The sequence below is a fragment of the bacterium genome, from assembly GCA_035419245.1.
GTDB lineage: Bacteria > Zhuqueibacterota > Zhuqueibacteria > Residuimicrobiales > Residuimicrobiaceae > JAKPUX01.
On record DAOLSP010000004.1, the window covers coordinates 278,816 to 305,308 of the forward strand.

Genomic DNA, 26,493 nt, shown 5'->3' on the forward strand with positions numbered 1-26,493 from the left:
ACTGTCGAACTTCGGTTAAACAAGCACGCGAAAATATTACTATCAAATCCTTCTGGGAATTGTGTCAGGATGAACTGCGAAAATTCGAAAAAGCTGATTTTAATAAAAAATACAACGATGTTACCTGGAAAAATAATGAACACATCTCCGAGATATGGAGAGAATATTATCAGTGCGAAAACAATAATCAAGATGCGAAAGTACTCTTCGATATACATAAATCATTGCTAGCCAGAGGGATCTATCCATCCGAATATTTATATCAGGAATTCGATTATATTCGAAGTGCTTTTCCACCGCATCTCAGAAAGGCATACATTTCAATGAGACGACGTGGAAGAGCAATAAATTTTGATGAGAAGTATAGAACAAAAATACTTGAGGGCTTGGCTTGTTGGGAAGATAAAATGAACTTTGTCGGAATCGTCGATTATATCGGTCTCGCTACAGCCTTATATCAACATCTCGATGATATTAAACCTAAGTATCGTTGCATCCTGATCGATGAGGTGCAAGATTTTGGAAAAATCGAGCTGGAAATCATCCGACAACTGGTCGAACCAGGAGAAAACGATTTATTCCTGTGTGGTGATCATGCCCAGCAAGTGTACACAAAATATCATAATCCGATTGAGGCAGGTATATCCATCTCAGGTAGGTCCAACATCATTCGCAAAAATTATCGGAACAGTCGCGAAATTCTTCAAGCGGCTTATAATTTATTTTACAATAATTTAGGGATGGATATGGTTGATGATGAACTCCTGGATGGAGTACTGGATCCTGAATATGCCAATTTTTCATCCCCATTACCTTTAATCCTATTTTCACCGACACTTCCAGAAGAATTCGCCTTTTGCTTTAACTACATCAATTATATGATAGAGGGTTCGAACGAAAAAACGTGCATCGCACTTTGTGGATACAGTCTGCTGGAGGTTAAAAAAATAGGAGAAGAAATCAACTTGCCCGTTTTAGATGGATCAATTAGTATTGATGATGGGAATATCTTTTTGTCAGATCTGGAACAAACGAAGGGATTTGAGTTTGATCGCATTTGCATTATCAATTGCACTGCTGGGACTATTCCAAAATCAGGAACCCCGCCCGAAGAATACTACCGTGAACTATGCAAACTATATGTTACCATGACTCGGGCAAAAAGGGAACTCATAATTTCTTACTCCTCCAAAATTTCACCGTTCTTTGGAGAGAACAATCAGGATTTTCAATATTCACGTTGGGATGCTCATGAAAAAAATAATCGTATAAATGAATTCGAATTACCGATGCCATCAGGTCAAATCTTCTATAGAAAGTCACTGCTTGATAAAACCGGTGAAAAGTTTCTCTATTGCCGTGAAGCTCTTGGTATTCCAACTGAAGTACAAAATAAAATGTTGGAAAGAATAACTGGAGTGAATAAGATGCAGGGGAGAAAAATCTTGGAGTGGGCCTCGATCCGTAAAGCGCTTGCTGACAAAACGAACAGACTCTACCTGGTGCAGGCCTTTGGTCAGAAAACATTTCAGGATTTTGAGACCTTTTTTAACAGGTTTTAAGGCATGAATATTCATTTGCTTTTCCGCAAAATATGACTATATTGTTTTCGCCGGCAAGTTTGCCGGCGAAAACAAGGAGTATATATGTACCAGGATCCCATCCTTCAAAATCTGCCAGTCCCCCCGAATGCTGATGCCCTGACCGCATTCGGCTTCCGTTTCGGCGACAAAGGTACCCACACCAGCCGCACTATCATGCTGCACGAACTCGAGTCGCTGCTCCAATCCTGCCCCAAAGAATCAACCCGAATTGAATACGATCAGGCGATCATCGCGCAAAACTGCCTCGGCAAGCAGACCGTCGCCAGCCGGGAGCTCTCCGCCCAGCGCCTGCGCGAACTCTATGCCCTGGACCCCACAGTTCCCCTCTTCCGCCTGATGAGAAGCTTCTGGAACCTTGACGATAAAAGCAAACCTCTCCTTGCCCTTTTCACCGCCCTGGCTCGCGACCCGCTGCTGCGCCTGACTGCGGAAGCCATCCTCGACTTGACCCCGGGACACGAATTGAGCCGGCAAAAATTCACCACCGCGCTCACTGCAACTCTGCACTCGCGGCTTAATGAAGCTACTATTGATAAAGTGCTGCGCAATGCCGCCTCGTCCTGGACCCAGTCCGGCCACCTGACCGGCCGCATGCACAAGGTGCGCAAACGCGTGGAGCCGTCCATCGCGGCCGTGGCCTGGGCCCTGCTCCTCGGCTTTCTCCTCGGCCATCGCGGCGCAGCACTCCTGCATACCCTGTGGGCACAGCTGCTCGATCTCGGCGAGGGCCGCATCCTGGAGCTGGCCGTCGACGCCAAAAGAATGGGACTGCTGGAGATGAGCCAGGCGGGCGGTGTGATGATGATATCTTTCAACACTCTTTTGACAGAAGAGGAAAGGCGGCTGGCTTATGGGACGCATTGAAAATCTCGTCGCCAAATATAAAAATCATATCGCCACACCCTGGCAGAAAAATCTTGCCGGCGACCAGAAAACCATCTTTGTCGTCTATCCTCCGGCCGAGGAACGCCGCCTCCGCGCCAAGTTGCAGCTTTTCGAGATCGCCACGGTGCGCACCGGCCACAAATGGAGATCCTTTGATTTCACCCACACCTTTGCCGAATGGATGACCCGTGTCGAATACAAGGAGATCTATTTCGAGGAGCCGGATTCGATTTCCATGAAGCTGCACAGCGACTTTCTGCGCTACGCGGCCGATCAACTTGCCGCCAGCCTCACCGCCGACGAGGTCGATGAGAACACTGTCGTCGCCGTCCATGGCGTGGCCAGCCTCTACGGCCTGGCCAAGGTCTCCCTGGTGCTGAAAGAGGTGGTGCGGGAGATCCGCGGCCGGCTGGTGCTCTTTTTCCCAGGCGAATATGAGAACAACAATTATCGCCTGCTGGACGCGCGCGATAACTGGAATTACCTGGCTGTGCCAATCACCTTTCAGGATGAGATGGACGCCTGAGGCTGCTGATATTGAACACGAACGTCAGAATAAAATCAGTCTGATATCAGTATCTAAAGCCGTGGAAGCCAAAGTGAATATTTTTTGAAATGGAGCGGATGGATGAAGAACAGGGAGCTTTTCGTACGGGATCCTCTTGCAGTCAAGCTGCTGAACGACGGCGTGGCGGCGGTCAACGAAGGCCGTACCGAAAAGGAGGAGGCAACCCTTCGTTTTGAGCTGGAACATTTCGTCTGCGAAGGACAATATCGAAGCGGAATGATCCGCATCCTGGAATCCTGCCTCAGCCATGCGGATGCCACAGTGCAGCCCGCCGCCTGGGTGAGCGGATTTTTCGGCAGCGGCAAGTCGCATTTGCTGAAAATGCTGCGCCACCTCTGGGTCAACACGACTTTTACAGCGGACGGCGCCACGGCGCGCGGACTGGCGCACCTGCCGGTCGAGGTCACCGATCTGCTCAAAGAATTGGACACGCTCAGCCGTCGTGCTGGCGGCCTTCACGCCGCGGCCGGCACGCTCCCCTCCGGCGGCGGTGAAAGCGTCCGCCTCGCCATCCTCGGCATCCTCTTTCGCTCCATGGGACTGCCGACCTCCTACCCCCAGGCCCGTTTCTGGCTCTGGCTTAAAAAGAACAACATTTTTGAGCAGATCTCCGCGGAAGTGGAAAAATCCGGCAAGAGCCTGCTGACCGAGCTGGATGATCTCTACGTCAGCCCGGTCATCGCCAAAGCGCTGGAAAAGGTCTATCCCGATTTCGCGCCCAGCGCGCGCGAGGTACGTTCCATCCTCAAGAACCAGTTCCCGGTCGTCCAGGATATCTCCACCGCCGATTTCATCCAGACTATCCGCCAGGTGCTGCCCCGCAACGGCCAGCTCCCCCTGACCGTTCTGGTGCTGGACGAGGTGCAGCTCTTCATCGGCGACAGCACCCAGCGCTCCACCGAAGTGCAGGAGGTGGCCGAAGCGCTGTGCAAGCAGCTCGACAGCCGGCTGCTGCTGATCGGCTCCGGCCAGACCGCCCTGGCCGGCAGCGTGCCCCTGCTGCAGCGCCTCCGCGACCGCTTTACCATCGCCGTCGAACTCTCCGATACCGATGTCGAAACCGTGACCCGCCGCGTCGTGTTGGCGAAAAAAGCCGACAAGCGCAAGACGGTCGAGCAGCTCTACACCACCCATGCCGGCGAGATCGATCGTCATCTGATCGGCACCCGTATCGGCCCGAAAAGCGAAGACCGCACCACCATCGTGGACGACTATCCCTTGCTGCCGGTGCGCCGCCGTTTCTGGGAGAGCGTGCTCCGCGCCGTGGATATCCCCGGCACCGCCAGCCAGTTGCGCACCCAGCTCCGCGTGGTCTACGACGCGGTGCGCGAAATCGGCGACAAGCCGGTGGGTACGGTCACGCCGGCGGATTTTATTTTCGACGAACAGCGCGCCAACATGCTCCAGTCCGGTGTGCTGCTGCGCGAGATCGATGAGACCATTCAGGGACTGGATGACGGCAGTGCGGACGGCCGCCTGGCCAAACGCCTCTGCAGTCTGATCTTTCTCATCCGCAAGCTGCCGCGCGAGCAGGTCGCCGATATCGGTGTGCGCGCCACTCCCGAGATGCTCGCCGATCTGCTCATCGAAGATCTGGGCGGCGACGGCGCCGCCCTACGCCAGCGCATTCCCGTGATTCTGGATAGACTGACCGAACAGGGCAAGCTGATCAGGCTGGACGACGAATACAGCCTGCAGACGCGCGAGAGCGCTGAATGGGACCGCGAGTTCCGCAACCGCCAGACCCGCATAGCCGGCGACCTCACCTGGCTTTCACAAAAACGTACCACGCTGCTTGGCGAAGCTTGCGACAAGCTGCTCAGCGCGCAAAAGCTGCTGCACGGCAAGAGCCGATACCCGCGCAAGCTGCTGATCCACTATGGCCCCGAACGGCCCTCGGCGCAGGGCCATGAAATTCCGGTGTGGATCCGCGACGGCTGGGGCGAAAGCGAAAAGAGTGTCGTCGACGACAGCCGCGCCGACGGCGCCGACAGTCCGATCATCTATGTCTACATTCCCAAGGCCTCGGCCGATGATCTGAAAAAGGCGCTGATCGACCATGAGGCGGCGCAGCGTACCCTCGAATTCAAGGGCACGCCCAGCACCGAGGAGGGCCGTGATGCGCGCGACGCCATGGCCACGCGCCTCTCCGCCGCGGCGGATGGCCGCAGACGCATGGTCGAGGAGGTCGTCAACAACGCCAGGGTCTTTCAGGGCGGCGGCAACGAGCGCCTCGAACTCGATCTGGTCGAAAAAGTGCGCCACGCCGCCGAAGCCTCTATGGACCGCCTCTTCCCCCGCTTCCACGCGGCCGACGATGCGCGCTGGCCCACAGTGATCACCCGGGCGAAGAACGGCGACGAGGCGGCGCTGCAAGCCATCGGCTGGCATGACGCAGCGCAAAAGCATCCGGTCTGCGCCGCCATCCTCGACTGCATCGGCGCCGGTAAGTCGGGACGCGAGATCCGAGGAGAATTCGAGGATGCGCCCTGCGGCTGGCCGCGCGACGCCATCGATGCGGCGCTGATGGTCCTGCACACCGGCGGCCATCTCCGCGCCAATTACAAGGGGGAATTGCTTGCCATCGGACATCTGGATCAGAATCGCATCCCCATGGCTGATTTTCGCGTCGAAAGCGCCACGTTGAGCGCGCAGGAACGCATCAGACTGCGCGGTCTCTATCAGCTTGCCGGCATCCACTGCAAATCCGGTGAGGAGGGCGCCAAGGCAGCCGATTTTCTGCTCCATCTCTCCGATCTGGCGCAGCGCAGCGGGGGCGAACCGCCCCTGCCGGAACGGCCGTCGCGCGCTCATATCGAATCCATCCGCACCATGGCGGGCAATGAGCAGCTCCAGGCCATTCTGGCCCGGTCCGCTGAACTGCAAAACAACCTCAGCGCATGGTCCAGCCTGGCCGATCTGGCGGAACAGCGCATGACAGCCTGGCTCGGCGTGCAGCGCCTCATCGCCCATGGCAGCGATCTCGACCTGCGCGAGATCGAGGGACAGCTCGAGGCGATCCGCACAGAACGCCGCCTGCTGGAGCCGCAGAATCCGCTGCAGACGCTGCGCCAGCAGCTTCTCGATCGGCTGCGCAAGGCGCTCAGGGAACAGCACGAGGCGTACCGGGTGCAGCACGACGAACTTTTACGGCAGCTCGCGCAAAATGCAGAGTGGCAAAAACTGACGCCGGAGCAGCAAAAGCAGATTCTGCGCGACAACGGACTGGCCGATATCCCCGATATCGAAACCGGCGACGAAACCGGGTTGTTGAAGAGCCTCGATGCCATCTCCCTGTCGAGCTGGAAGACGCGCATTCAGGCGCTGCCGCAGCAATTTTCCGCCGCCCTGCTGGCGGCCGCCCGGCTTTTGCAGCCTAAAACCCGCACTATCCGGCTGGCCAGCTCGACCCTGGCCACGCCTGAGGATGTGAAGCGCTGGCTGGACGAGACCGAGCAGGAGTTGATGCAGCAGATCCGACAAGGACCGATATTGATCTCCTGAGACCGGCCCGTGCTGATGAATAGATACTCAACGGAAAGAAGCCGCTACGCCATGCCATCCATTACTTCTGAACAACGCCGAAAGCTGGAAAACACCGTCATCCAGGCGCGCGAGGTCGCCGAAGAGGGCGCCCGGCTCGCGTTGGAATCGCTGGCCGTGCACGAGGCCAAACCCTACAATCACATGAACGAGGAGCAGCGCCGGCTGCGCACCCACTTGCGCGCCCGCGGCCGTCAGCTCGGCGACGCACTAACAGGCCGGGCCATGCCGCATCTGATCAGCGCCTGCGCCTATGAACACTGGCACCGCATGCTCTTTGCCCGCTGCCTGGCTGAAAACCATCTGCTGCTCCACCCCGAGATGGGCGTGGCCATCACCCTGGAAGAGTGCGAGGAGCTGGCCAAGCAGGGTTCTGGCGACAAATGGCAGCTGGCCAGTCTGCTGGCGCAGCACATGCTGCCGCAGATCTTTCGGCCCGATGATCCGCTGCTGCAGGTGCCGCTGCCGCGTGAGTTTCAGTTAAAGCTGGAGCAGCTGCTTGCGGGCTTGAATGCGGAGATTTTCCAGGCCAATGACGCCATCGGCTGGGTCTACCAGTTCTGGCAGACCAAACGCAAGCAGGAGGTGAACGAGAGCAACGACAAGGTCGGCGCGGACGAACTGCCTTCCGTGACCCAGCTCTTCACCGAGGATTACATGGTCGATTTCATGCTCGACAACACCCTCGGTGCCTGGTGGGCAAGTCGGCATTTGACGCAAAGTGACCTGCAATCCGGCCGCAGCGAGGCGGAGCTGCGGCAAAAAGCGGCTCTTCCCGGCATGCCGTTGAATTATTTGCGATTTATTCCCGTAGCCAGAGCTTCCAGCTCTGGTGAAATAGTTCCCGGAGCTGGAAGCTCCGGGCTACCACCGTCTGCCATAGCCAGAGCTTATGACGTAGCCAAAGTTTCCAGCTCTGGTGAAATAGTTTCCGGAGCTAGAAGCTCCGGCTACATGTCCTCCCCAGACTGGTCCACGCTGAAAATTCGCCACGGCGACAAACTGCCCCACTGGACCTGCCAACAGGCTATTTACCACATCTCCTTCCGATTGGCCGATTCACTGCCGCAATCCAGACTTGATGAATGGAGAGAAGAACGCCTGAATATCGTCAAGACCGCCGAGCAATTAGGGCGAGAACTGTCCGAAGATGAGCAGAGGCGGCTCAACGACCTGTACTCAAAAAAAATCGAATCTTTTCTGGATGCAGGACACGGCGCCTGTTATTTGAAAAAACCGGAGATTGCGGAACTGGTCAAAAACGCGCTGCAGCATTTTGATGGCGAGCGCTATCGTCTTCACGCCTGGTGCATCATGCCCAATCATGTGCATGTGATTGTGGAAACGCAGCCGGGATGCGCCCTTGAAAAAATTACCCACAGCTGGAAATCGTTCACCTCCAATAAAGCCAATGAACTGCTGCAACGCAGCGGCGCGTTCTGGCAGCATGAATCGTATGACCATATCATTCGCACGGAAAAAGAGTACCATTCTCAGGTAGAATATGTTTGGCGGAATCCGGATAAAGCAGGGATCATGGCGTTGCGTTGGCGAGTAGAGAATCCAGAGTTGGAAGCTCCGTCTACTATGCAAAATCCGGTTACAATTCCGGAGCTGGAAGCTCCGGCTACGACGGGAGCTCCGGCTACGACCGAGGCTTCGGCTACGGCCTGGGCACCCATGGCCGGCGATTTCTCGCAGTGGCCGCAGGCTGCCGCGGAGCTGAAATGCCTGGATCCCTGCTGCGGTTCCGGCCATTTTCTGGTTGCGCTTTTTGACCGGCTGGTGGCCATGCGCATGGATGAAGAAGAGCTTGACAAGTCCGCGGCGGCGCACGCGGTGCTGCGCGATAACCTCTACGGCCTGGAGATCGATCCGCGCTGCACCCAGCTGGCGGCGTTCAATCTCGCCCTGGCCGCCTGGAAGCTCGCTCCGGATGCGGTAACGCAGCCCCTGCCGCAGCTGAACATCGCCTGCTGCGGGCTCGAGATCGGCGTCTCACAGGCGGAGTGGAAAGCCCTGGCGCCGCAGCACGGCTATTTAATGAATGAGCTGTACAAACTTTTTGACAACGCCGTCACCTATGGCAGCCTGATCGATCCGCGGCAGCAGGTTAAGACGTTTCACAAAGATGATCTCGGCGCAGTGACGGCGCTGGTGGAGCAAGGCCTGGAGGCGGCCGGCGGCCGCGATTACGGCGCCGAAGAGCTGGGCGTGACCGCCAGGGGGTTAACCACCGCTTACCGCCTTCTCGGCGAGCGCTACCATCTGGTGGCTACCAATGTGCCCTATCTGGCGCGCGGCAAGCAGGACGAGGTGCTGCGGACTTTTATTGAGACCCATTATCCGGCGGCCAAACAGGATCTGGCCACAGCCTTTGTCGAGCGCTGCCGCGATTTCTGTCTCCCCGGCGGAACCGCGACTCTGGTGACCCCGCAGAACTGGCTCTTTCTCGGCTCTTACGCCAAACTGCGGGAAAAGTTGCTCAAGCAGGTGCAGTGGGACTGGGTGGCGAAACTCGGCGAAGGGGGTTTTCAGAGTTCCCAAGCTGCGGGTGCTTTTACTGCAATGTTTTCCCTGACCAATCGTCTGGCGGAGGAGACGCATGAGCTGGCGGGGCTGGATGTCTCGGCCGGCAGGAACGCGGCCGACAAGGCGCAGAGGCTGCTGGCGGAGGAGGTGATCTGCGTCAGCCAGGCGGGGCAGTTGGGGAATCCGGATGCGCGTGTGACATTAGAAATAGTCTCAAATCTTTTACTACTTCAGAATTATGGCAGTGCATACCAAGGAATATCGCCAGCTGATTTTCCTCATTATGGAAGATATTTTTGGGAGATTTGTAACTTATCGGGTGATTTTAAATTTTGGCAAAGTACTGTAGAAAGTACCATATATTTTGGAGGTCGACAACTTGTTCTCTGGATGAATCACGATTTTAGGAAAGCAGTTGATAGTGGTAATGCGTATATTAGAGGTTCTTCAGGATGGGGCAAGACTGGAATAGCCATTAGTGCGATGAGAGAATTGCATTGCACTCTATACACAGGTGAACCAACGGATACAAATGTCGTTGCGCTTGTTACTGCAGATAATAAACATCTCCCCGCCATCTGGTGCTTTTGCTCCTCGCCGGAATACAGTAAAGAAGTGCGCAAGATCGACCAGAAGCTCAACGTCACGAATGCCACCCTGGTCAAAGTTCCTTTTGACCTGGAGCGCTGGCAAAAAGTTGCGGCCGAGCGCTATCCCGACGGCCTGCCCGAACCCTACAGCAACGACCCCACCCAGTGGCTCTTTCACGGCCATCCGTTCCTGCGCGTCGCCGAGCCGGAAGCGGTAGCCGGAGCTTCCAGCTCCGGCGCTGGAGCTGGAAGCTCCAGCCTACTGCAGGTCGCCGTCGCCCGGCTCATGGGCTATCGCTGGCCCGCCGAACTCGACCCGGCCATGCGCCTTTCTCAGGAATCGCGCCGGCTGGTGCAGCAGTGCGAGGAGCTGCTCCCTCTGGCCGACGAAGACGGTATCGCCTGCATTCCCTCGGTCCGTGGCGAAGAGCCCGCGGTCGAACGCCTGCGGCTGCTGCTGAAAAAAGCCTTTGGCGCAGCCTGGAACGAAAACAGCGAGCGCGAACTCGTCCGCGCCGCCCTGGCTGGCGCCGGCAAAGCGCCCGCTTCTACCGCCGCCATCCCTTCACTGGACGCCTGGCTGCGCGATGAATTCTTTGAGCAGCACTGCAAGCTTTTTCACCACCGTCCTTTCATCTGGCACATCTGGGACGGCCGCCGCCGCGACGGCTTCCACGCCCTGATCAACTATCACAAACTGGCTGAGGGCGAGGGCCGGGGCAGAAAGATGCTGGAGAACCTGACCTACAGCTATCTCGGCGACTGGATCAACCGGCAAAAGGACGGCGTGCGCCGCGGTGAGTCCGGCGCCGACGACCGCCTGGCCGCGGCCACAGAGCTGCAGAACCGGCTCATAAAAATCCTCGCGGGCGAACCGCCGTTTGATATTTTCGTGCGCTGGAAGCCGCTGTCGCAGCAGCCCATCGGCTGGGAGCCGGACATCAACGACGGCGTGCGTCTCAACATCCGGCCTTTCCTGGCCAGCGATCTGCCCAACGGCCGCAAAGGTGCGGGCATCCTGCGCTGGCAGCCGAATATCAAATGGGAAAAAGACCGCGGCAGGGAGCCGCTGCGGCCGCAGGAGGAATACCCCTGGTTCTGGGAAAACGGCGTTTTCACCGGCAACCGCGTCAATGAGGTGCATCTGACCATTCGGCAAAAGCGGGCAGCGCGGGAAAAAGTGTCACTGTAAATAATTTTAAAGATGGTAATGCCAATGGATGGAAATAATCTCTACATATTTATTGATGAAGGAGGGAACCTCGATTTTTCAAACACAGGAACAGCCTATTTTACACTCACAGCGTTATCACGAATACGGCCATTTTCGACGAATTTGCCGTTGCTGAATCTCAAGTACGATTTGTGGGAGGAAGGGATTGATTTTGAATATTTCCATGCAACCACTGACTCTCAGCGTACTCGTGATAGAGTCTTTGAGATTCTCGCTACTCAGTTACAGGAATTCAATATAGACTCCATCATTGTGGATAAAAGAAAAACAAATCCATCATTGCGAGAACATCACTTGTTTTACCAGAAAGTATTCCAAATACTCCTGAATTATATTTTTCATCGTTATCGGGGAAGATTCAGCAGAATATTTATCTTGACCGATGAGATCCCAGTCAATAAGAAAAAGTCAGAAGTACAAAAAGCGATAAAAACATTTATAGCCAGCTATGCTGGAAAAGTGAAAGGTTTTTATACGATCCAACATTATTCGTCCAAATCTGATTTAAATCTTCAGATTGTTGATTATTTTAATTGGGCTATTTTTCGCAAGTGGGAGCGGAAGGATGAACGAAGCTATAGATTGATTCGAGGCGCTGTAGCAAGCGAATTTGATGTTTTTGCAAGCGGAAAGACATTGTACTATTAAAAAGTGACCGCTCTGACTATCCGAAGAAGAACCCCTTGGGTTCTTATCATCAGAGCGGAACCTTTTACACCGTGTATTGAAATATATCTTAATAAATGCAGAAAAGCAACAAAAAAGAGAAGCACTTATTTTTTCCAAAATTACTTAAAAAGTGATCTGGTTGTAATAAAACAACCTAATTGAATAATAATCATTATGATAATTTTTTATCAACAAAAAACAATTAGTTGCAATTAACGTCAAATATTAATTCATTGCAAAATACTGTTAAATATTGTGATAAACCAGGTCGGTCTTGAGCAAATTAGTTGTAATTAGTTGCAATTAGTTGCAAAAGCCTTTACTTTCAGTGGGTAACATTTCCCCATGCGCAAGAGCTCCGCATCAAAGGCTGTAGGCTGAAATGGTTGCCCTGAATAAAAAAAAGGCCCTTGCGGGCCCCGAAGGTTTGCACCTTCCACCTCCAGAAACTGGATTGATCAAATATGCAAAATTTGGAGTACAATGTCAAGAATTAATCTGCTGTTTTTAATAGATGTTTATAATAATATTAAGTCATTATGCGCGCTAATTTGAAGAGATAAACAAAAGACTGGAAACAAATGTCTGTCCTGACATCCCACACCACCCTGCTCGAGGCCGTGCGCAAGTCGCTGGAACAGGCCGGTCGCTCTGCGCCCGGCGACGCTGTCGCCCCGGCCGCTCTGCTCTGGTGCGATCCGGAGGGCGAATGGACGGCTTGTGCCTCCCTGCTTTTTCCCTATCTGCCCCAGCTCTATATCCTGGGCAAGTATGACCCGGAAAAGCGCACCGGTCCCGCTATCTGGCTGCGCTGCGTTGTGGATCGCACGCTGGAGGACTCGAGTCTGCCGGCTGACCAGACGCCGATCCTCTACCTGCCTGGGGTCAGCCGCCAGACCCTGCGCGCCGGCGAAGCGTGTCCCGATGCACTCAAACCCCTGGTGGAGCTGCAGTATCGCGGCGCGGTCTGGATGCAGCGCAACGGCCGCGACTGGTCCGTGGAGGCCTTTATGGTCTCCGAAGAGGGCCTGGGCCTCGAACTCAGCCGCGATCGCCAAACCCGTCAGGCGATGCTGGGCGCCCTGGAACATCTGGCCATCACTCCGCTCTCCCGCCTTGCCGGCAAGAAACTGGAAGCCGAGGATTTCGACAAACTCATGGTTCTGGATACACCGCGCGATCTCCTGACCTGGCTCGAACAGCCGCAGAAAATCCGTGAATCCTGGGATGCCTCCCGGTGGACCGCTTTTTGTTCGCGCTGCAGAGTCGATTATGGTTTTGATCCGGAAAAAGAGGGTGCACTGGCCGCGGCGGAAAAACTGGGACTACAGGCCGAGGAGAGCTGGCGCGGTGTCTGGCAGCGCGTCAAGGAAGCCCCCGGCTTGTACAGCAACCTGTACACGCAGCTGCGCCGCGCCAAACCGGCCGGACAGCTCCTCTTCGACAAGGAACCGTGGCCGGATGAAAATGAAAAGGAAGAGAACAGCCTTCGTCAGGCCTTGCTGGCCATGAGCAGCTTGAATGAAGAACAGACACGTCAGCAGATCACCTCACTGGAGGAGCAACACAGCATCCGGCGTTCGTGGATCTGGGCACAGTTGGGTGAAGCGAATCTGGCGCTGACCCTGCACCATCTGGTGCTTCTGTCCCGGGAGACGGCCACAGTGATCGGCGGCGCCACACCGGACGAAATGGCCCGGGGCTATATGGAAAGCGGTCAATCCGCCGATCGCGCGGTCTGGCAGGCGATGACCGCGGTTACCAGCGGTGAAGACCGGAAAGCGGTGGCCGCCGCCATTCGCGCGCTCTATCTGCCCTGGCTGGAAAAATGCGCCGCCCATTTCCAGAAAGTGGTTCAATCTCATCCACTCCCCTTCGCAGCACCGGCGGTTACCAGCGAGAAGAGCTGCTGGCTCTTTTGCGATGGACTGCGTTTCGATCTCGCCCTGCGTTTGCAGGAGCTGCTGCAGGGGCGGGACTGTACCGTCGCATTGACCAGTCGTTGGTCCGCCTTGCCCACGGTGACCGCCACAGCCAAGCCGGCGGTCTCGCCCGTCGCTGCGGCTTTAATTGGCAAGGGCATGGACGAAGAGTTCAATCCCGTTTTCACCGCCTCCGGGCAAGCCTTGAATCATGAACGTTTTAAAAAGGCGCTGACGGAACAAGGGATTCAGTTCCTCGAGAATGGCGAGACCGGCGAACCCGGGTCCGCCTCCTCCGCATGGACCGAATGGGGACAATTCGACCGGCTCGGCCATGATCTTGGCGCCGTCATGGCCCATCACATCGAGGAACAGCTTGCATTGTTGGCCGGACGCATCCAGGAGTTGCTTCGGGCCGGCTGGGAGCGCATCCACCTGGTTACCGATCACGGCTGGCTGCTGGTTCCTGGCGGTTTTCCCAAAGTGGATCTGCCCAAATATCTGGTCGCCAGCCGCTGGGCGCGTTGTGCGGCCGTCAGGGAGAGCGCGCATGTGGAGATGCCCACCGCGCCCTGGCACTGGAACAACAATGAGCACTTTGCCTATGCGCCGGATATCCACTGCTTTGGAAAAGGACACGAGTACGCCCATGGCGGAATAAGCCTGCAGGAGTGCCTGATTCCGGAGATGACCATTCAGGGCGTCTGCAGCAGCGCGCCTAAAACCGTCGCCATCAGAAGCGTGCAATGGACGGGCATGAGGTGTCGGGTGCAGATCGATCCGGTGCAGGATGTTCAGGCCGATTTGCGCACCAAGCCCAATGATCCCGCTTCATCCATCACCACCGCGAAAGAGTTCGATCCACAGGGCAGCGTCGCGCTGCTGGTGCCGGACGATAATCTGGATGGCACTGTAGTGAGTCTGGTGATCAGCGACCAGGCCGGGGTCCTCCTGGCCAAACAAATTACTACGGTTGGAGGAAAAGAGTAGCATGGAACTCGATGTATTGGATCAAAAAGCCGCAGCCGCCTTTGATGGCTATCTGGTGCGCAAGGACCTGGTGCGCAAGTACAGCCGCCAGTACCCGGTGCCGACCTATGTGGTCGAGTTCCTCCTGGGACGCTATTGCGCCACGGTGAATGAACATGAAATCGAAGAGGGATTGCAGATCGTCGAGCGGCAGCTCAAGGATCGCACCGTGCGCACCGGCCAGGAGGGATTGTTTCAGTCGTGGGCGCGGGAGAAAGGGTCGGTGAAGCTGATCGACATTGTGCGCGCCCGTCTCGATGCGAAAACCGACAGCTATGTGGCCGAGCTGCCCAGTCTGACTCTGCGCGACGTGCGCATCAGCGACCGGCTGGTGCACGAACACGAGCGCATGCTCACCGACGGTTTTTATGCGGAGGTCACGCTCTCCTACGACGCCACCATCGCCCAGGAGCAGTACGGCCGGCCCTTTGCCATCGATTCGCTGCGCGCCATCCAGTTGAGCAAATCGGATGTGCTGGATCTGCTTTTCCGCGCGCGGCGCTCCTTTTCAACCGAAGAATGGAAAAACCTGCTCATCCGTTCAATTGGCCTGGAGCCGGAGGCGTTGAGCGAGAGGGCGAAATGGGTGGTCTTTTTGCGCATGATCCCGTTCGTCGAGCGCAATTATAATCTGGTCGAACTGGGACCGCGCGGCACGGGCAAAAGCCATATCTATCAGCAGATTTCGCCCTATTCCCATCTCATCTCCGGCGGCAAAGCCACGGTGGCCAAGATGTTTGTCAACAATGCCAGTGGCCAGCGTGGACTGGTCTGCCTCTACGATGTGGTCTGTTTCGACGAAATCTCCGGCATCTCCTTCGATACCAAGGAGGGCGTCAACATCATGAAGGGCTACATGGCCTCGGGCGAATTTTCCCGCGGCAAGGAGAGCATCCGCGCCTCCGGCAGCATGGTCATGGTCGGCAATTTTGACGTCGATGTCGAGCAGCAGCAGCGTATCGGCCACCTGTTGTCGCCCCTGCCCGAAGAGATGCGCGACGACACCGCTTTCATGGACCGGCTTCATGCCTATGCGCCGGGCTGGGATTTCCCCAAGCTGAATCCGCACGAACACTTGACCGATCATTTCGGCCTGGTCAGCGATTATCTCTCGGAGTGCTGGACCAGGCTGAGGGATATCAGCCGGTTGCCGGCGCTGCAGGGACGGGCCAACTGGGGCGGCGCCTTGAGCGGCCGCGATATCGAGGCGGTCAACAAATCCATCAGTGGACTGATCAAGCTGCTGCATCCCGACCCGGAGATGCCGATTTCTGATCAGGATTTAGAGTCCGTCATCCGGGTCGCCCTGGAGGCCCGGCGCCGGGTCAAGGAGCAGCAGAAGCGCTGCCTCAAGACCGAGTTCCGCAACACCCATTTCAGTTATTTCATGGGCGTGGAGGGCATCGAGCAGTTTGTCTCGACGCCCGAGCTGCACAGCGATGAAGCCATAGACGCTGATCCCCTGCCGCCCGGGCAGGTGTGGGCGATCTCGCCGGGTGGACCCGACAGCGCGCCGGCGCTCTATCGCATTGAAGTCACCTCGGGTCCCGGCAGCGGCGTCAAGATACTGAATGCGCCGATCCCGCCGGCCTTTCGCGAGAGCGTCCGCTTTGGCGAGCAGAATCTCTATACGCGGTCGCGGCAGCTGGTGGGGGATCGCGATCCCCGCGGCCATGAATTCTCCGTGCAGATGCGCGCCATGGACATGGACCGGTCCGGGAATGGCCTGGGGCTGCCGGTGTTGATCGCGCTCTGCGGCAGTCTCATCGAACGTAGCGTCAAGGGCGGATTGATCATTGTCGGCGCCTTGAATCTGGGCGGCTCGGTGGAGATGATCGCCAATCCGGTGGCGTTGGCCGAGCTGGCGGTGGACAAGAAAGCGACCGGTCTGCTGATGCCGATCTCCTCCCGCAAGCAGCTGTTCGAATTGCCGGATGAGCTGGCCACACGCATCAATATCGAGTTCTATGCCGACGCGGCCGATGCGCTGCTGAAGGCGGTAATGGATTAATTTTTTACTCCGTATTATCTTGGCCTGCGATTCAACATTTAAAAGATAGAACGAAATTATCTTTTATAAAATAGCGAGGTGTATCATGTTAATGACTAAGATTATTTTGAAAAACTGGAAAAATTTCCAGGATCTTGAACTCCCATTTCGGGAGAGAGCATTCATTGTGGGTCCAAATGCATCAGGAAAATCCAATTTGTTAGATGCTATCAGATTTATGCGTGATATTGTCAAACAAGCAGGAGGTTTTCAATATGCCGTTGCAAGAAGAGGTGGTGTGGCAAAGATCCGCTGTTTGTCTGCTCGTCAGGATTCTAATGCCACCCTGGAGATACATCTTTCCCATTCTTTTTCAGATGTACATCCTGAATGGCAATATCGTTTAAGCTTTCGTCATGCTGGTGGCGGTATAAGAAGAAGTGAAGGCCTAATCCTTGAGGAGGTCATCTGCAAACAAGGGGAAATTATCGGCGAACGTCATAATACTGATTCAATAGAAGAAGATGATTGGAAGTTTACACTACTGGAGCAACCTGTATCAAACAAAAAATTCAGAGAGATATATGATTTTTTTAAAGATATTCAATATTTGCATGTCGTTCCGCAACTTATAAGAGAAGCAGATTCTTATGTTCTTACATCAGGCAGGGAAGATTTTTATGGACGTAATTTGCTTGAGGCAATGGCAAAAAAGAATGCAAATACCAGAGAGTCATATTTTAATCGCATTAATCAATTCCTTAAAATTGCAGTTCCACAACTAGAAGAAATGAAATTTGTATCTGATCAAAAAACTGGCATTCCTCATCTGCAGGCAACTTATAAGCATTGGCGTGCAAAAGGTGCCAAGCAACAGGAAAAACAATTCTCGGATGGTACATTGCGCCTTGTTGGATTTCTATGGGCAATACTGGATGGTTCAGGACTGCTCTTATTGGAAGAACCTGAACTATACTTACACTCGGCGATCATCAAGCAGATGGCGGAGTATATTGCCCGATTTCAACGAAAACGAGATAAAAGTTTGCGTCAAGTATTTATTACCACACATAGCTACGAATTATTAGATAATCAGGGAATCGGCAGCGATGAGCTAATAGTTTTGCGTACTGACAGTGAGAGTACTCAGGCACAAATTGGTTCTGAAGTTAAAGAAATCCGCGACTATTTAGATAAAGGATTTTCACCTGCTGAAGCAGTCATCCCCTATGTAGCACCAAAACAAGTAGAGCAATTGAGCCTTCTGAAAGAGGATTAATCTTTATGGACTTTATAATCGTTGGTGAGGATATAGCAACAAGGGAAATTATAAAGCGACTGATATCACAATATTGTTCACATGCAGCGATTTTACGCGAAGAACCCGCACGAGGAAGTGAAATTCAGGCCCAAATCCGTCGGTACAACATGTTGGCTGAATCGTATCCAATTTTTGTTTTGACAGATGAAGATGGAGAGTGTCCGCCAAACAAAATTCAGAGCTGGTTTGGGGGAGATATTATAGCTCCTCAAATGCTATTTCGGGTAGCTGTAGACGAAGCTGAGAGCTGGCTGTTGGCTGACCATTCTGGTTTTTCAAATTATTTTAGAATTGCCAATGAGGAAATTCCACTTTCAGCGGTACGAGGAAATGAGAAAGAAGTATCGTTCTCTATCAGATATAAAACCAGCTTATTCATTATGCTGGAACTAGTTCCAAAATCTAGATCTGCATCGGTCAGAGAACAGTTGACGCCAAGAAATCGGGCACATAAAGGACCGGCATATAACTCTGCGATGGTACCCTTCATCATTAATAAATGGAATCCGGAAATGGCTAGACAAAATTCAAGCAGCTTGGATAGAGCTATCATTCGTTTACTTGAGTTTTGTTCATAAATCAAGAATCCAAGTGGAGTTATATTCAAATGTTGTGGATTTATAAAAGAAAAAAGCGTATCCTTTGGTTTGACAGCAACTCGGCAAAGTCTCGTCAAACCATTAGGAGGATACGCTTATGCCAAAATGTACAAACCACAGCATTCCTTTCCAAGCTGAAAATGCACTATTCCCAAGCGAACTTGAATCAGTTTTAAAAGAGGGTGCGAGAACTCTACTGCAATTGGCCATTGAAGCAGAAGTAGCCGAGTTCATTGAAAACTACAAAGACCGTCGGGATGGCTCTGGACATCGGCTGGTTGTGCGCAATGGCCATCACCGGGAGAGAGAGATTCTCAGCTCACTTGGACGGATTCGTATCCGCCAACCCCGCCTGGACGATAGGCAGTTAGTAAAGACTGGAGAACAACGATTCACCAGCCGGCTTCTGCCGCCCTATCTGCGCAAGGTGCCCTCGATCGAGAATTTGCTGCCGATCTTATACCTCAAAGGCATTTCCAGTCAGGATTTTCCGACCGCATTGGCCTCCATCCTGGGTGATCATGCTAAAGGTTTATCGGCCAACACACTGGTTCGTTTAAAAGAGAAATGGGAAGATCAATTTCTGCAATGGTGCCGACGCGATCTGAGTCAAAAAAGATACATTTACATCTGGGCCGATGGGGTGTATTTCAATGTGCGCTTGAATGATGCAACACCTTGTATTTTAATCATTATTGGCGCCGACGAGCAAGGCCGGAAAGAACTTCTGGCCGTTGCCGACGGTGAGCGCGAAAGCGAATTGAGCTGGACTGGCCTGCTAGTCGATCTGAAAAGTCGTGGTCTGAAGATACCACCCAGTCTGGCTGTTGCTGATGGAGCACTCGGTTTCTGGGCAGCCTTGGATAAAGTGTGGCCGGGCACCTTACAGCAGCGGTGCTGGATCCACAAAACCAAAAATGTTTTGGACAAGTTACCGAAAAAACATCATAGCCATGCCAAGGCAATGATCATCGATATGTATATGGCGGCCTGTTATAAAGATGCTCTTTCTGCCTATAAACAATTCGGTGCCGTCTTTAGCGATAAATATCCCAAAGCCGTCGAGTGTCTGGAGAAGGACTTTGATCAACTATTCACATTCTACAGCTTTCCGGCCATTCACTGGATTCATATCCGTACTACTAATCCTATAGAATCGACCTTTGCCACAGTCCGCTTGCGCACTCGTCGTACCAAAGGATGTGGATCCAGAAACGCTACCTTGACTATGGTTTTCCAGCTTTGCTGTGAAGCAGAAAAACGCTGGAAAAAATTAAAAGGGTCTGAATGGCTACACCATGTGGCCGCTGGCGAGGAATTTATTGATGGCCAGCTGGCTTCCGAAGTTGATTCTAAAAAAAATGTTGCCTAAAACTGAAGGATTATGCTTTTTTCTGATCCACAACTATTGACAATATCTCATCCAAGTGGGTGAAATGTCAATTAAGTTGTTATTTCTGAGGAGAGTCCCAAGATGAAAATCTCGGCAATTTTGGACAAGATTGACGAAAAACAACTTTTTGTTCCGGCATTCCAGCGCGAGTATGTATGGAAACGGGATGATGCCAAACAGCTTATTGATTCGCTCATCAAGGAATATCCGACCGGTACCATGCTTTTATGGGAAACCGCCAATCCGCCAGCATTAAAGGGGCCGCATAAATATCATAAAGACCAGGGTGCGGTTCGACTATTGCTCGATGGACAGCAGCGCGTCACTACGCTTTACATGTTGATTCGCGGTGTTATACCACCTTATTATACTATCCAAGAAATTGTCAATGATACGAGGGGATTATATGTGAATTTGCAGACGCTGGAACTTTCATATTATATGAAAACCAAGATGGAGAATAATCCTTATTGGCAAAACATTACAGATGTATTTCAAAAAAAAGTCGACGCATTCATTTTACAGGAGCAATTTAAATCCTTAAGTGCAGAAATTAGCTATCCTGAGTTGCAGCAGCTGAATGCTAACATTAATGCAATTACTCGTGTACTGGATCGTGAATTTCCCGAACAAACCATTCCAGTGAAAGCTACCATTCGGGAAGCGATAGATATTTTTTACAAGGTTAATGCCAGCGGTGTCGCGCTAACAGACGCAGAACTGGCTCTGGCCCAAATTTCCGGTTATTGGCCAGAGGCAAGAGATCGGTTCAAAGCCAAACTATATGAATTAGAGAAACATGGATTTGTTTTTCATCTGGATTTTGTGGTCTATGTTCTATTAGGTTGTCTCTATCATTTAGGTTCTGATATGAAGAAGCTGCATGGCAGTGAAAATAAGGAAGTGCTTCAGTCAGCATGGGATATCCTGGAAAACCAGATTATTGACTATGTGGTCAATATAATGCGGACGCATGCATACGTCGATCATAGCGATGAAATCAATTCGGTTTATGCGCTGGTTCCCATAATCGTCTATTGTTTTGACAAGAAGGGAAAGCCACTTTCTGATCAGGAAATCAAAAAAATGGTGAAATGGTTTTACTATTCTCAAATACGCTCCCGCTATGTCAGCCAGCTCCCGCAAAAGCTTGATCGTGACTTGCGTTGCCTGGCAGAATCGAAACAACCATTCGATGATTTGCTGCAGGTGATTGCCGATGAAAACAGGTTGGAAATCATGCCGTTCGAATTTGTCGGTCGGGCGATCCAACATCCATTGTTTAGCATGACACGTTGGTATCTAAAAAGCAAGAATGCTGTGTGTTTGACAACAGGAATCAGCTTGCATCATCCCATGGGCAAGAAATATCAATTGGAACTCGATCATATTTTTCCATATTCCTTGCTAAAAAAAGCGGGCTATGGATGGGAAAACCGGGTTAAATATGCTCTGGCTCAGGAATTTACCAACCGCGCCATTCTCACCAAGCTTGCCAATCGGACGAAATCGGATTCATCAGCAGCAGATTATTTGAGAGCTGTAAAACAAAATTTCCCAAATTCATTAGCCCTGCAGAGCATCCCGGAAGATGAAGCATTATGGCAGATCGAAAATTACGAGTTTTTCCTGGAAAAACGGCGAGAAATGCTTGCGGCTGAGCTGAATGCATTCCTCGAAAATATCACTAGTACGGAGTTAACTCAGGTTCCTGCTTCTACAGAAGATCTGATCGCCGAAGGGGAAAGTGAAGGACTGGAATTCAAGTCAACGTTGAGATGGGATTTAAAGCAGGGAGAAATTAATAAAGCACTTGAAGATGTTATCATGAAAACCGTTGCCGCATTTGCGAACTCGCAAGGAGGCATCTTATTCATTGGAGTTGATGATGATGGCAAGGTACTAGGGTTGAAGCATGATTATCATTCGCTTGGAAATGTCGACAAAGATAAATTTGAACTCCATCTCAGAAACCTTCTTAATCAACATTTTGAAAAAGGCTTTGTGGCCACAAAGATAAAAATATCTTTTCCGTTGGTCGAGGATGAAGAAATATGTCAGATTGAGGTGGCCACATCGCCTGAACCCATCGTGCTCAAATTCAAGGATCGTAATGGCGCTCTTGTAGAAAAATTCTATGTTCGGAGTGGTAATTCGTCCCAAGAGATTCCTATGAGTGAATTTAACAAGTATATCAAGACTCATTTTCAAGGTTAGCTATTATTGCATTCATTGACCATATTAATAAATAACTTCGCAGGGATTTATTCCCCCTCGCACCCAAGCTCCGCTTGGGAGCGCTCTTGTACACAAGGCTCCGGTTTTATCTTCCGCAGCGTCATCTGATTTTGTTCTGGAAGCTGGAGCTTCCAACTGCCGGCATTCACAAGCCGGAGAGACTTTATGAAAACGGCTTGCAATTCGAGCACAAAATCATCCAATTCTTCCAAGCAAGAAGGAGATATTATGTGATACATTCAAGGAGAAAATCGCAACCATCACTATGTGCTACAAATATTCGCATAATTATTCCAATTGCTAACAACAGATTTTTGATGATGGGATGACCAATTACTATCCACAACGAGCTCTCACGTTACTTCGCCTTGGTACTGGCGACCCTGAGGCTGTTTTCAGGGAAGGCCAGGAGGAAGCGATCCGGCATGTTTATGAGGGGCGCGGTCGGCTGCTCATCGTGCAAAAGACCGGCTGGGGAAAAAGTTTTGTCTATTTTATCGCAACGAAAATGCTCCGTGAGACCGGAATGGGTCCAGCCTTGCTCATTTCGCCTTTATTATCCTTGATGCGCAATCAGATCGCCGCGGCGGCCCGGATGGGTGTTCAGGCGCAAACGATAAATTCAGATAACGAAACCGAATGGGAGACCGTCGAAGCGGCTATCCATCGCAATGAAGTGGATATCCTGCTGATTTCACCAGAACGGTTGGCCAATATCCGCTTCCAAAACAAGGTCCTCGCTGGCATATCAGGTCGGATCAGCCTTCTGGTAATCGATGAGGCTCACTGCATCTCGGATTGGGGACACGATTTTCGACCCCATTATCGAATGATAGAACGAATACTTCGTACGCTGCCCCGGAATTTACGCCTGCTAGCCACTACAGCAACTGCCAATAATCGTGTGACAGAAGATTTGAAAGATGTGCTGGGTCCCAACCTGCTCGCTTCACGCGGTGATTTAAACAGACCTTCTTTGGCACTGCAGACCATCCGTCTACCAGGACAGGCAGAACGCCTCGCCTGGCTGGCAGAACAAGTGCCATCGCTGCCAGGACATGGGATAATCTACACATTGACTGTCCGCGATGCCATCCAGGTCGCCGAATGGCTGAAAAGCTGCAGAATCGCTGTCCAACATTATACCAGTGAGTCTGAAGACCGGGAAGAGCTGGAGCAAGCGCTGCTGAGAAACCAGGTCAAGGCGCTTGTCGCTACTACCGCCCTGGGCATGGGCTTTGATAAGCCAGATTTGGCCTTTGTCATCCATTATCAGTCCCCAGGCTCAGTCGTGGCCTATTATCAGCAGGTAGGACGTGCAGGACGAGCGCTGCCAGCCGCTTACGGGATCCTGTTGAGCGGCAGTGAAGAGAGTGAAATCATCGACTATTTTATTGAAAGTGCCTTTCCGACACGGGAAGAGGTGCTGTCAGTTTTGGAGGCACTGGAGCGATCATCGGATGGCCTCTCCATACCTGACCTGATGGGACAAGTCAATTTGAGTATGGGTAGGATCGAGAAAACCTTGCTCTTGCTTTCATTAGAATCCCCTGCGCCGGTTGTCAAGCAGGGAAGCAAATGGCAGCTGACTGCTGCAAGATTGAATGAGTCATTCTGGCAGCGCGCTGAAAGATTGACCCGGCTGCGATATCATGAAAAAAAACAAATGCAGGACTATATCAAGTTGGAATTCGGCCATATGGGCTATCTGATCCAGGCTCTGGATGGTGACCTCACACATCTGACGCCACCTCCCCTGCCCATCCTGCCCAGGACAGTGAATCCTCTTTTTATCCAAAAGGCCATCGACTTTTTACGACGAACAAATCTACCCATCGAGCCGCGCAAGAAATGGCCTGCGGGCGGCTTGCGGCGTTACGGCCTCAAGGGGCCAATTCCTCTTGAGCTGCAAGCGGAACCTGGAAGAGCCTTGAGCGTATATGGCGATGCTGGCTGGGGTGGAATGGTCTATCAAGGTAAATACAAATTGCATAGATTTCCGGATGAATTGGTTACAGCCTGCATTCGCATGCTGGAAGAATGGAATCCTGATCCAGCTCCCGCATGGGTGACCTGTATCCCTTCACTGCGCCATCCCGATCTGGTGCCGGATTTTGCCAGACGATTGGCGGCTGCACTTGCTCTGCCATTTCAGCCTGTTCTGATAAAAGATGAAGAACGGCCGGAACAAAAACAAATGGCCAACAGTGTACAACAAGCACGCAACATAGATGGTGCATTGGGGCTCGCTAATCAGATAGTACCATCCACATCTGTTCTATTAGTCGACGATATGGTGGATTCGAGGTGGACCATGACGGTAGCCGCATGGCTGCTCCGTTCGCATGGGAGCGGCAGAGTCTTTCCACTTGCATTATCTTTAGCCGGTAAAGGATAACTATCGTGTCCCTATCATCAAATACCAAAGCGATCCTGCTGCTGACATCTCCGCTGCAGGTCGGGCGAACAACGCCGCAATACGAGATCCTGACCCAGGGGGAATATAAACGACTGGCGCAATTCCTGCAACGTGAGGGGCTGCAACCTGCTGACTTGCTCTCAGAGGGCGCACAGAGCACTCTTCAGAAGGCCAAGGAGATTGTTGATCCAATACGGTTGCAAAGTTTATTGGGCCGGGGATTTCAGCTCAGCCAGGCGGTCGAGCACTGGCAGGCACGGGCGATATGGGTGGTCAGCCGAGCTGATGCGGAGTATCCACGAAGAATAAAATCAAGGCTCAAAGATAACGCTCCGGCCATTTTCTATGGGTGCGGCAGCAGGATGCTGCTGGATTCAGGCGGTCTTGCCGTAGTGGGGAGCAGGCACGTGGATGAGACCCTTATTCATTACACGGAAAATATTGGACGACTCGCTGCGCAATCGTCCGTGACCATTATCTCCGGTGGCGCCCGCGGGATCGATCAGGCAGCCATGCGCGGCGCTCTGGAGAACGGCGGCCGGGTGATTGGCGTTTTGGCAGACAGCTTGGAGCTGGCAGCCTTGAATAGAGAAAACAGGAATTTCCTACTGGATGATCAGCTGGTACTCCTATCGCCCTATGATCCATCTGCCGGATTCCATGTTGGCACAGCCATGGCGCGCAACAAACTGATCTACGCCTTCTCCGACGCAGCCCTGGTCGTCAACTCGGATCTGCATAAGGGAGGCACTTGGGCCGGCGCCACTGAGCAATTGGAAAAATTGCATCTGGCGCCCGTCTATGTGCGTGACGGAGAAAAGGCCAGTCCCGGATTAAGCGCCCTCCGGCAAAAGGGCGCCCTGATCTGGCCGGAACCGCAGACAAAAGAAGAGTTACAGGACTTGTTAACGATGCAGCAAACGCCAGAGAGTAGACTCGCTGAACCAGCCGAGGTTGCCATTAGTGTCCATGAAGAAGCTGGCGAAGAATATCATCCAGCTAACCAGGGTATCACTGTATTGAGGCTCAAGTCTTTGGGGCAGGGCAAGGAGGATGGGGCAGGGTACCGGTTGATTCTGGGTAAAATGTCAGGGTCTGCGCTCCCCAGGACTGCAGCTGAAATTGCCGCTGAGTTGGGGCTGCCAGCCAAAGAAGCTAAAAAGTGTCTCGAGCAACTAGTAAGAGAAAACTTGCTGCGCAAGAAAGGAAGACCGGCCAAATATTTTCCGGCGGAGCAGGAATTTTCGTTTTAGTGTAACTAATCTTTCCACCTTGCTTGATCCAGATTTTTTAACCGTTGATCGGCATAATAATCGGCGTCGCCAGTCCCTCTTCCCCGCTCCTCAGGGGGAAAAGGACATGCTAGAGGGCGTGGCGGGAAAAACCAGGAAACTGGTTCTTCATTTTCTCCTTGAATCAATGAGAAATATTGTCTTATTTCTCCTTTAAAAAAGGAGAATTAAATATCCGCTGAACCCTGCGCATCAGATCAGCGCGGCAAGGAGGCGGTCCGCCGAGAGAACGCGAATGTCGTTTCTGATGAAATTGATATTCGCTTTTTTACAGACCTGATACAAATACGGGATCTTGAGCCGGTCGCCAAAATAGCGCAAAGCAGGAGAGGGACCGGTCTTGTTTAATTTAACCTCGAGGGCATACTATGATTTTAAGACAATTTTTACCTGAAAGCAAAAAAGATCATGATAAAATTTGCTTTCAGGCAAATTTTTAATTGTATGAACGTCTTGAATATATTGTAATTATCCAGGAGGATATAGCCACACCTCCCCAAGAAACCCGGCATCCGGTGGATTCCCGCAGCAACCATCTCTGTATGTGTGAGGGATCGATGGTTGCCTGCCTGGTTTTTGGGGGCTATTTTCTCTTCTAATTTCGCTTGAGTCGGCGATTTCGACAGCGATACCTTTATCTCGCCGGCCGACGCCCTGGTGGCCGA

15 protein-coding genes are annotated in these 26,493 nt (G+C 52.5%); 14 read left to right on the forward strand and 1 reads right to left on the reverse strand.

Annotation, left to right across the window (positions count from 1 at the left end; all coding sequences use genetic code 11):
- Nucleotides 1–59 precede the first annotated feature (59 nt).
- The 14 genes from PLH32_08640 to PLH32_08705 all read left to right on the forward strand — a co-directional run bounded on the left by PLH32_08640 (nt 60) and on the right by PLH32_08705 (nt 25,789).
- The gene (locus PLH32_08640; GenBank protein HQJ64666.1) at nt 60–1,562 is read left to right on the forward strand and encodes a 3'-5' exonuclease; all 1,503 of its coding nucleotides are present in this window, start codon (nt 60–62) and stop codon (nt 1,560–1,562) included.
- Between the two features lie 84 nt (nt 1,563–1,646).
- Nucleotides 1,647–2,468, forward strand: a complete 822-nt coding sequence (locus PLH32_08645; protein ID HQJ64667.1) for a hypothetical protein — start codon at nt 1,647–1,649, stop codon at nt 2,466–2,468.
- Nucleotides 2,455–3,015 (forward strand): DUF1788 domain-containing protein, encoded by a 561-nt coding sequence (locus PLH32_08650; GenBank protein ID HQJ64668.1) that lies wholly within the window; start codon nt 2,455–2,457, stop codon nt 3,013–3,015. Before PLH32_08645 ends, PLH32_08650 begins: the two co-directional genes overlap by 14 nt.
- Before the next feature lie 102 nt (nt 3,016–3,117).
- Nucleotides 3,118–6,561: a BREX system P-loop protein BrxC gene (gene brxC, locus PLH32_08655; GenBank protein ID HQJ64669.1), complete on the forward strand. Its 3,444-nt coding sequence runs from the start codon at nt 3,118–3,120 to the stop codon at nt 6,559–6,561.
- 51 nt (nt 6,562–6,612) lie between these two features.
- Nucleotides 6,613–10,914: a transposase gene (locus PLH32_08660; protein ID HQJ64670.1), complete on the forward strand. Its 4,302-nt coding sequence runs from the start codon at nt 6,613–6,615 to the stop codon at nt 10,912–10,914.
- 18 nt (nt 10,915–10,932) lie between these two features.
- Entirely contained in the window at nt 10,933–11,604 is a 672-nt protein-coding gene (locus PLH32_08665) for a DUF3800 domain-containing protein (GenBank protein HQJ64671.1), read from the forward strand.
- 602 nt (nt 11,605–12,206) lie between these two features.
- A complete protein-coding gene (gene pglZ / locus PLH32_08670; GenBank protein ID HQJ64672.1) occupies nt 12,207–14,537 on the forward strand; it encodes a BREX-1 system phosphatase PglZ type B in 2,331 nt (776 codons plus the stop codon).
- 1 nt (nt 14,538) lies between these two features.
- Nucleotides 14,539–16,587, forward strand: coding sequence for a BREX system Lon protease-like protein BrxL (gene brxL, locus PLH32_08675; GenBank protein HQJ64673.1), 2,049 nt, complete (start codon nt 14,539–14,541; stop codon nt 16,585–16,587).
- 85 nt (nt 16,588–16,672) lie between these two features.
- Nucleotides 16,673–17,845: an ATP-binding protein gene (locus PLH32_08680; GenBank protein ID HQJ64674.1), complete on the forward strand. Its 1,173-nt coding sequence runs from the start codon at nt 16,673–16,675 to the stop codon at nt 17,843–17,845.
- A 5-nt stretch (nt 17,846–17,850) separates the two neighbouring features.
- Nucleotides 17,851–18,465, forward strand: a complete 615-nt coding sequence (locus PLH32_08685) for a hypothetical protein (protein ID HQJ64675.1) — start codon at nt 17,851–17,853, stop codon at nt 18,463–18,465.
- Between the two features lie 118 nt (nt 18,466–18,583).
- Complete coding sequence (locus PLH32_08690; protein ID HQJ64676.1) at nt 18,584–19,858, forward strand: IS256 family transposase; 1,275 nt, start codon at nt 18,584–18,586, stop codon at nt 19,856–19,858.
- A 102-nt stretch (nt 19,859–19,960) separates the two neighbouring features.
- Nucleotides 19,961–22,096, forward strand: coding sequence for a DUF262 domain-containing protein (locus PLH32_08695; protein HQJ64677.1), 2,136 nt, complete (start codon nt 19,961–19,963; stop codon nt 22,094–22,096).
- A gap of 346 nt (nt 22,097–22,442) precedes the next feature.
- Complete coding sequence (locus PLH32_08700; protein ID HQJ64678.1) at nt 22,443–24,515, forward strand: RecQ family ATP-dependent DNA helicase; 2,073 nt, start codon at nt 22,443–22,445, stop codon at nt 24,513–24,515.
- Nucleotides 24,512–25,789 carry a DNA-processing protein DprA gene (locus PLH32_08705; protein ID HQJ64679.1) on the forward strand — a complete coding sequence of 426 codons (1,278 nt, stop codon included), beginning with the start codon at nt 24,512–24,514 and terminating at the stop codon, nt 25,787–25,789. The genes PLH32_08700 and PLH32_08705 overlap by 4 nt, the downstream gene beginning before the upstream one ends.
- Before the next feature lie 425 nt (nt 25,790–26,214).
- Here the strand turns inward: PLH32_08705 and PLH32_08710 are convergent.
- On the reverse strand, nt 26,215–26,493 hold a 279-nt coding region (locus PLH32_08710; GenBank protein ID HQJ64680.1), incomplete at its 5' end, for a hypothetical protein.

Bases quoted from the DNA above. Each gene is read 5' to 3' on its own strand.
- PLH32_08645 (HQJ64667.1), top strand. From the start codon at position 1,647: ATGTACCAGGATCCCATCCTTCAAAATCTGCCAGTCCCCCCGAATGCT.
- PLH32_08650 (HQJ64668.1), top strand. From the start codon at position 2,455: ATGGGACGCATTGAAAATCTCGTCGCCAAATATAAAAATCATATCGCC.
- brxC (HQJ64669.1), top strand. From the start codon at position 3,118: ATGAAGAACAGGGAGCTTTTCGTACGGGATCCTCTTGCAGTCAAGCTG.
- PLH32_08660 (HQJ64670.1), top strand. From the start codon at position 6,613: ATGCCATCCATTACTTCTGAACAACGCCGAAAGCTGGAAAACACCGTC.
- PLH32_08665 (HQJ64671.1), top strand. From the start codon at position 10,933: ATGCCAATGGATGGAAATAATCTCTACATATTTATTGATGAAGGAGGG.
- pglZ (HQJ64672.1), top strand. From the start codon at position 12,207: ATGTCTGTCCTGACATCCCACACCACCCTGCTCGAGGCCGTGCGCAAG.
- brxL (HQJ64673.1), top strand. From the start codon at position 14,539: ATGGAACTCGATGTATTGGATCAAAAAGCCGCAGCCGCCTTTGATGGC.
- PLH32_08680 (HQJ64674.1), top strand. From the start codon at position 16,673: ATGTTAATGACTAAGATTATTTTGAAAAACTGGAAAAATTTCCAGGAT.
- PLH32_08685 (HQJ64675.1), top strand. From the start codon at position 17,851: ATGGACTTTATAATCGTTGGTGAGGATATAGCAACAAGGGAAATTATA.
- PLH32_08690 (HQJ64676.1), top strand. From the start codon at position 18,584: ATGCCAAAATGTACAAACCACAGCATTCCTTTCCAAGCTGAAAATGCA.
- PLH32_08695 (HQJ64677.1), top strand. From the start codon at position 19,961: ATGAAAATCTCGGCAATTTTGGACAAGATTGACGAAAAACAACTTTTT.
- PLH32_08700 (HQJ64678.1), top strand. From the start codon at position 22,443: ATGACCAATTACTATCCACAACGAGCTCTCACGTTACTTCGCCTTGGT.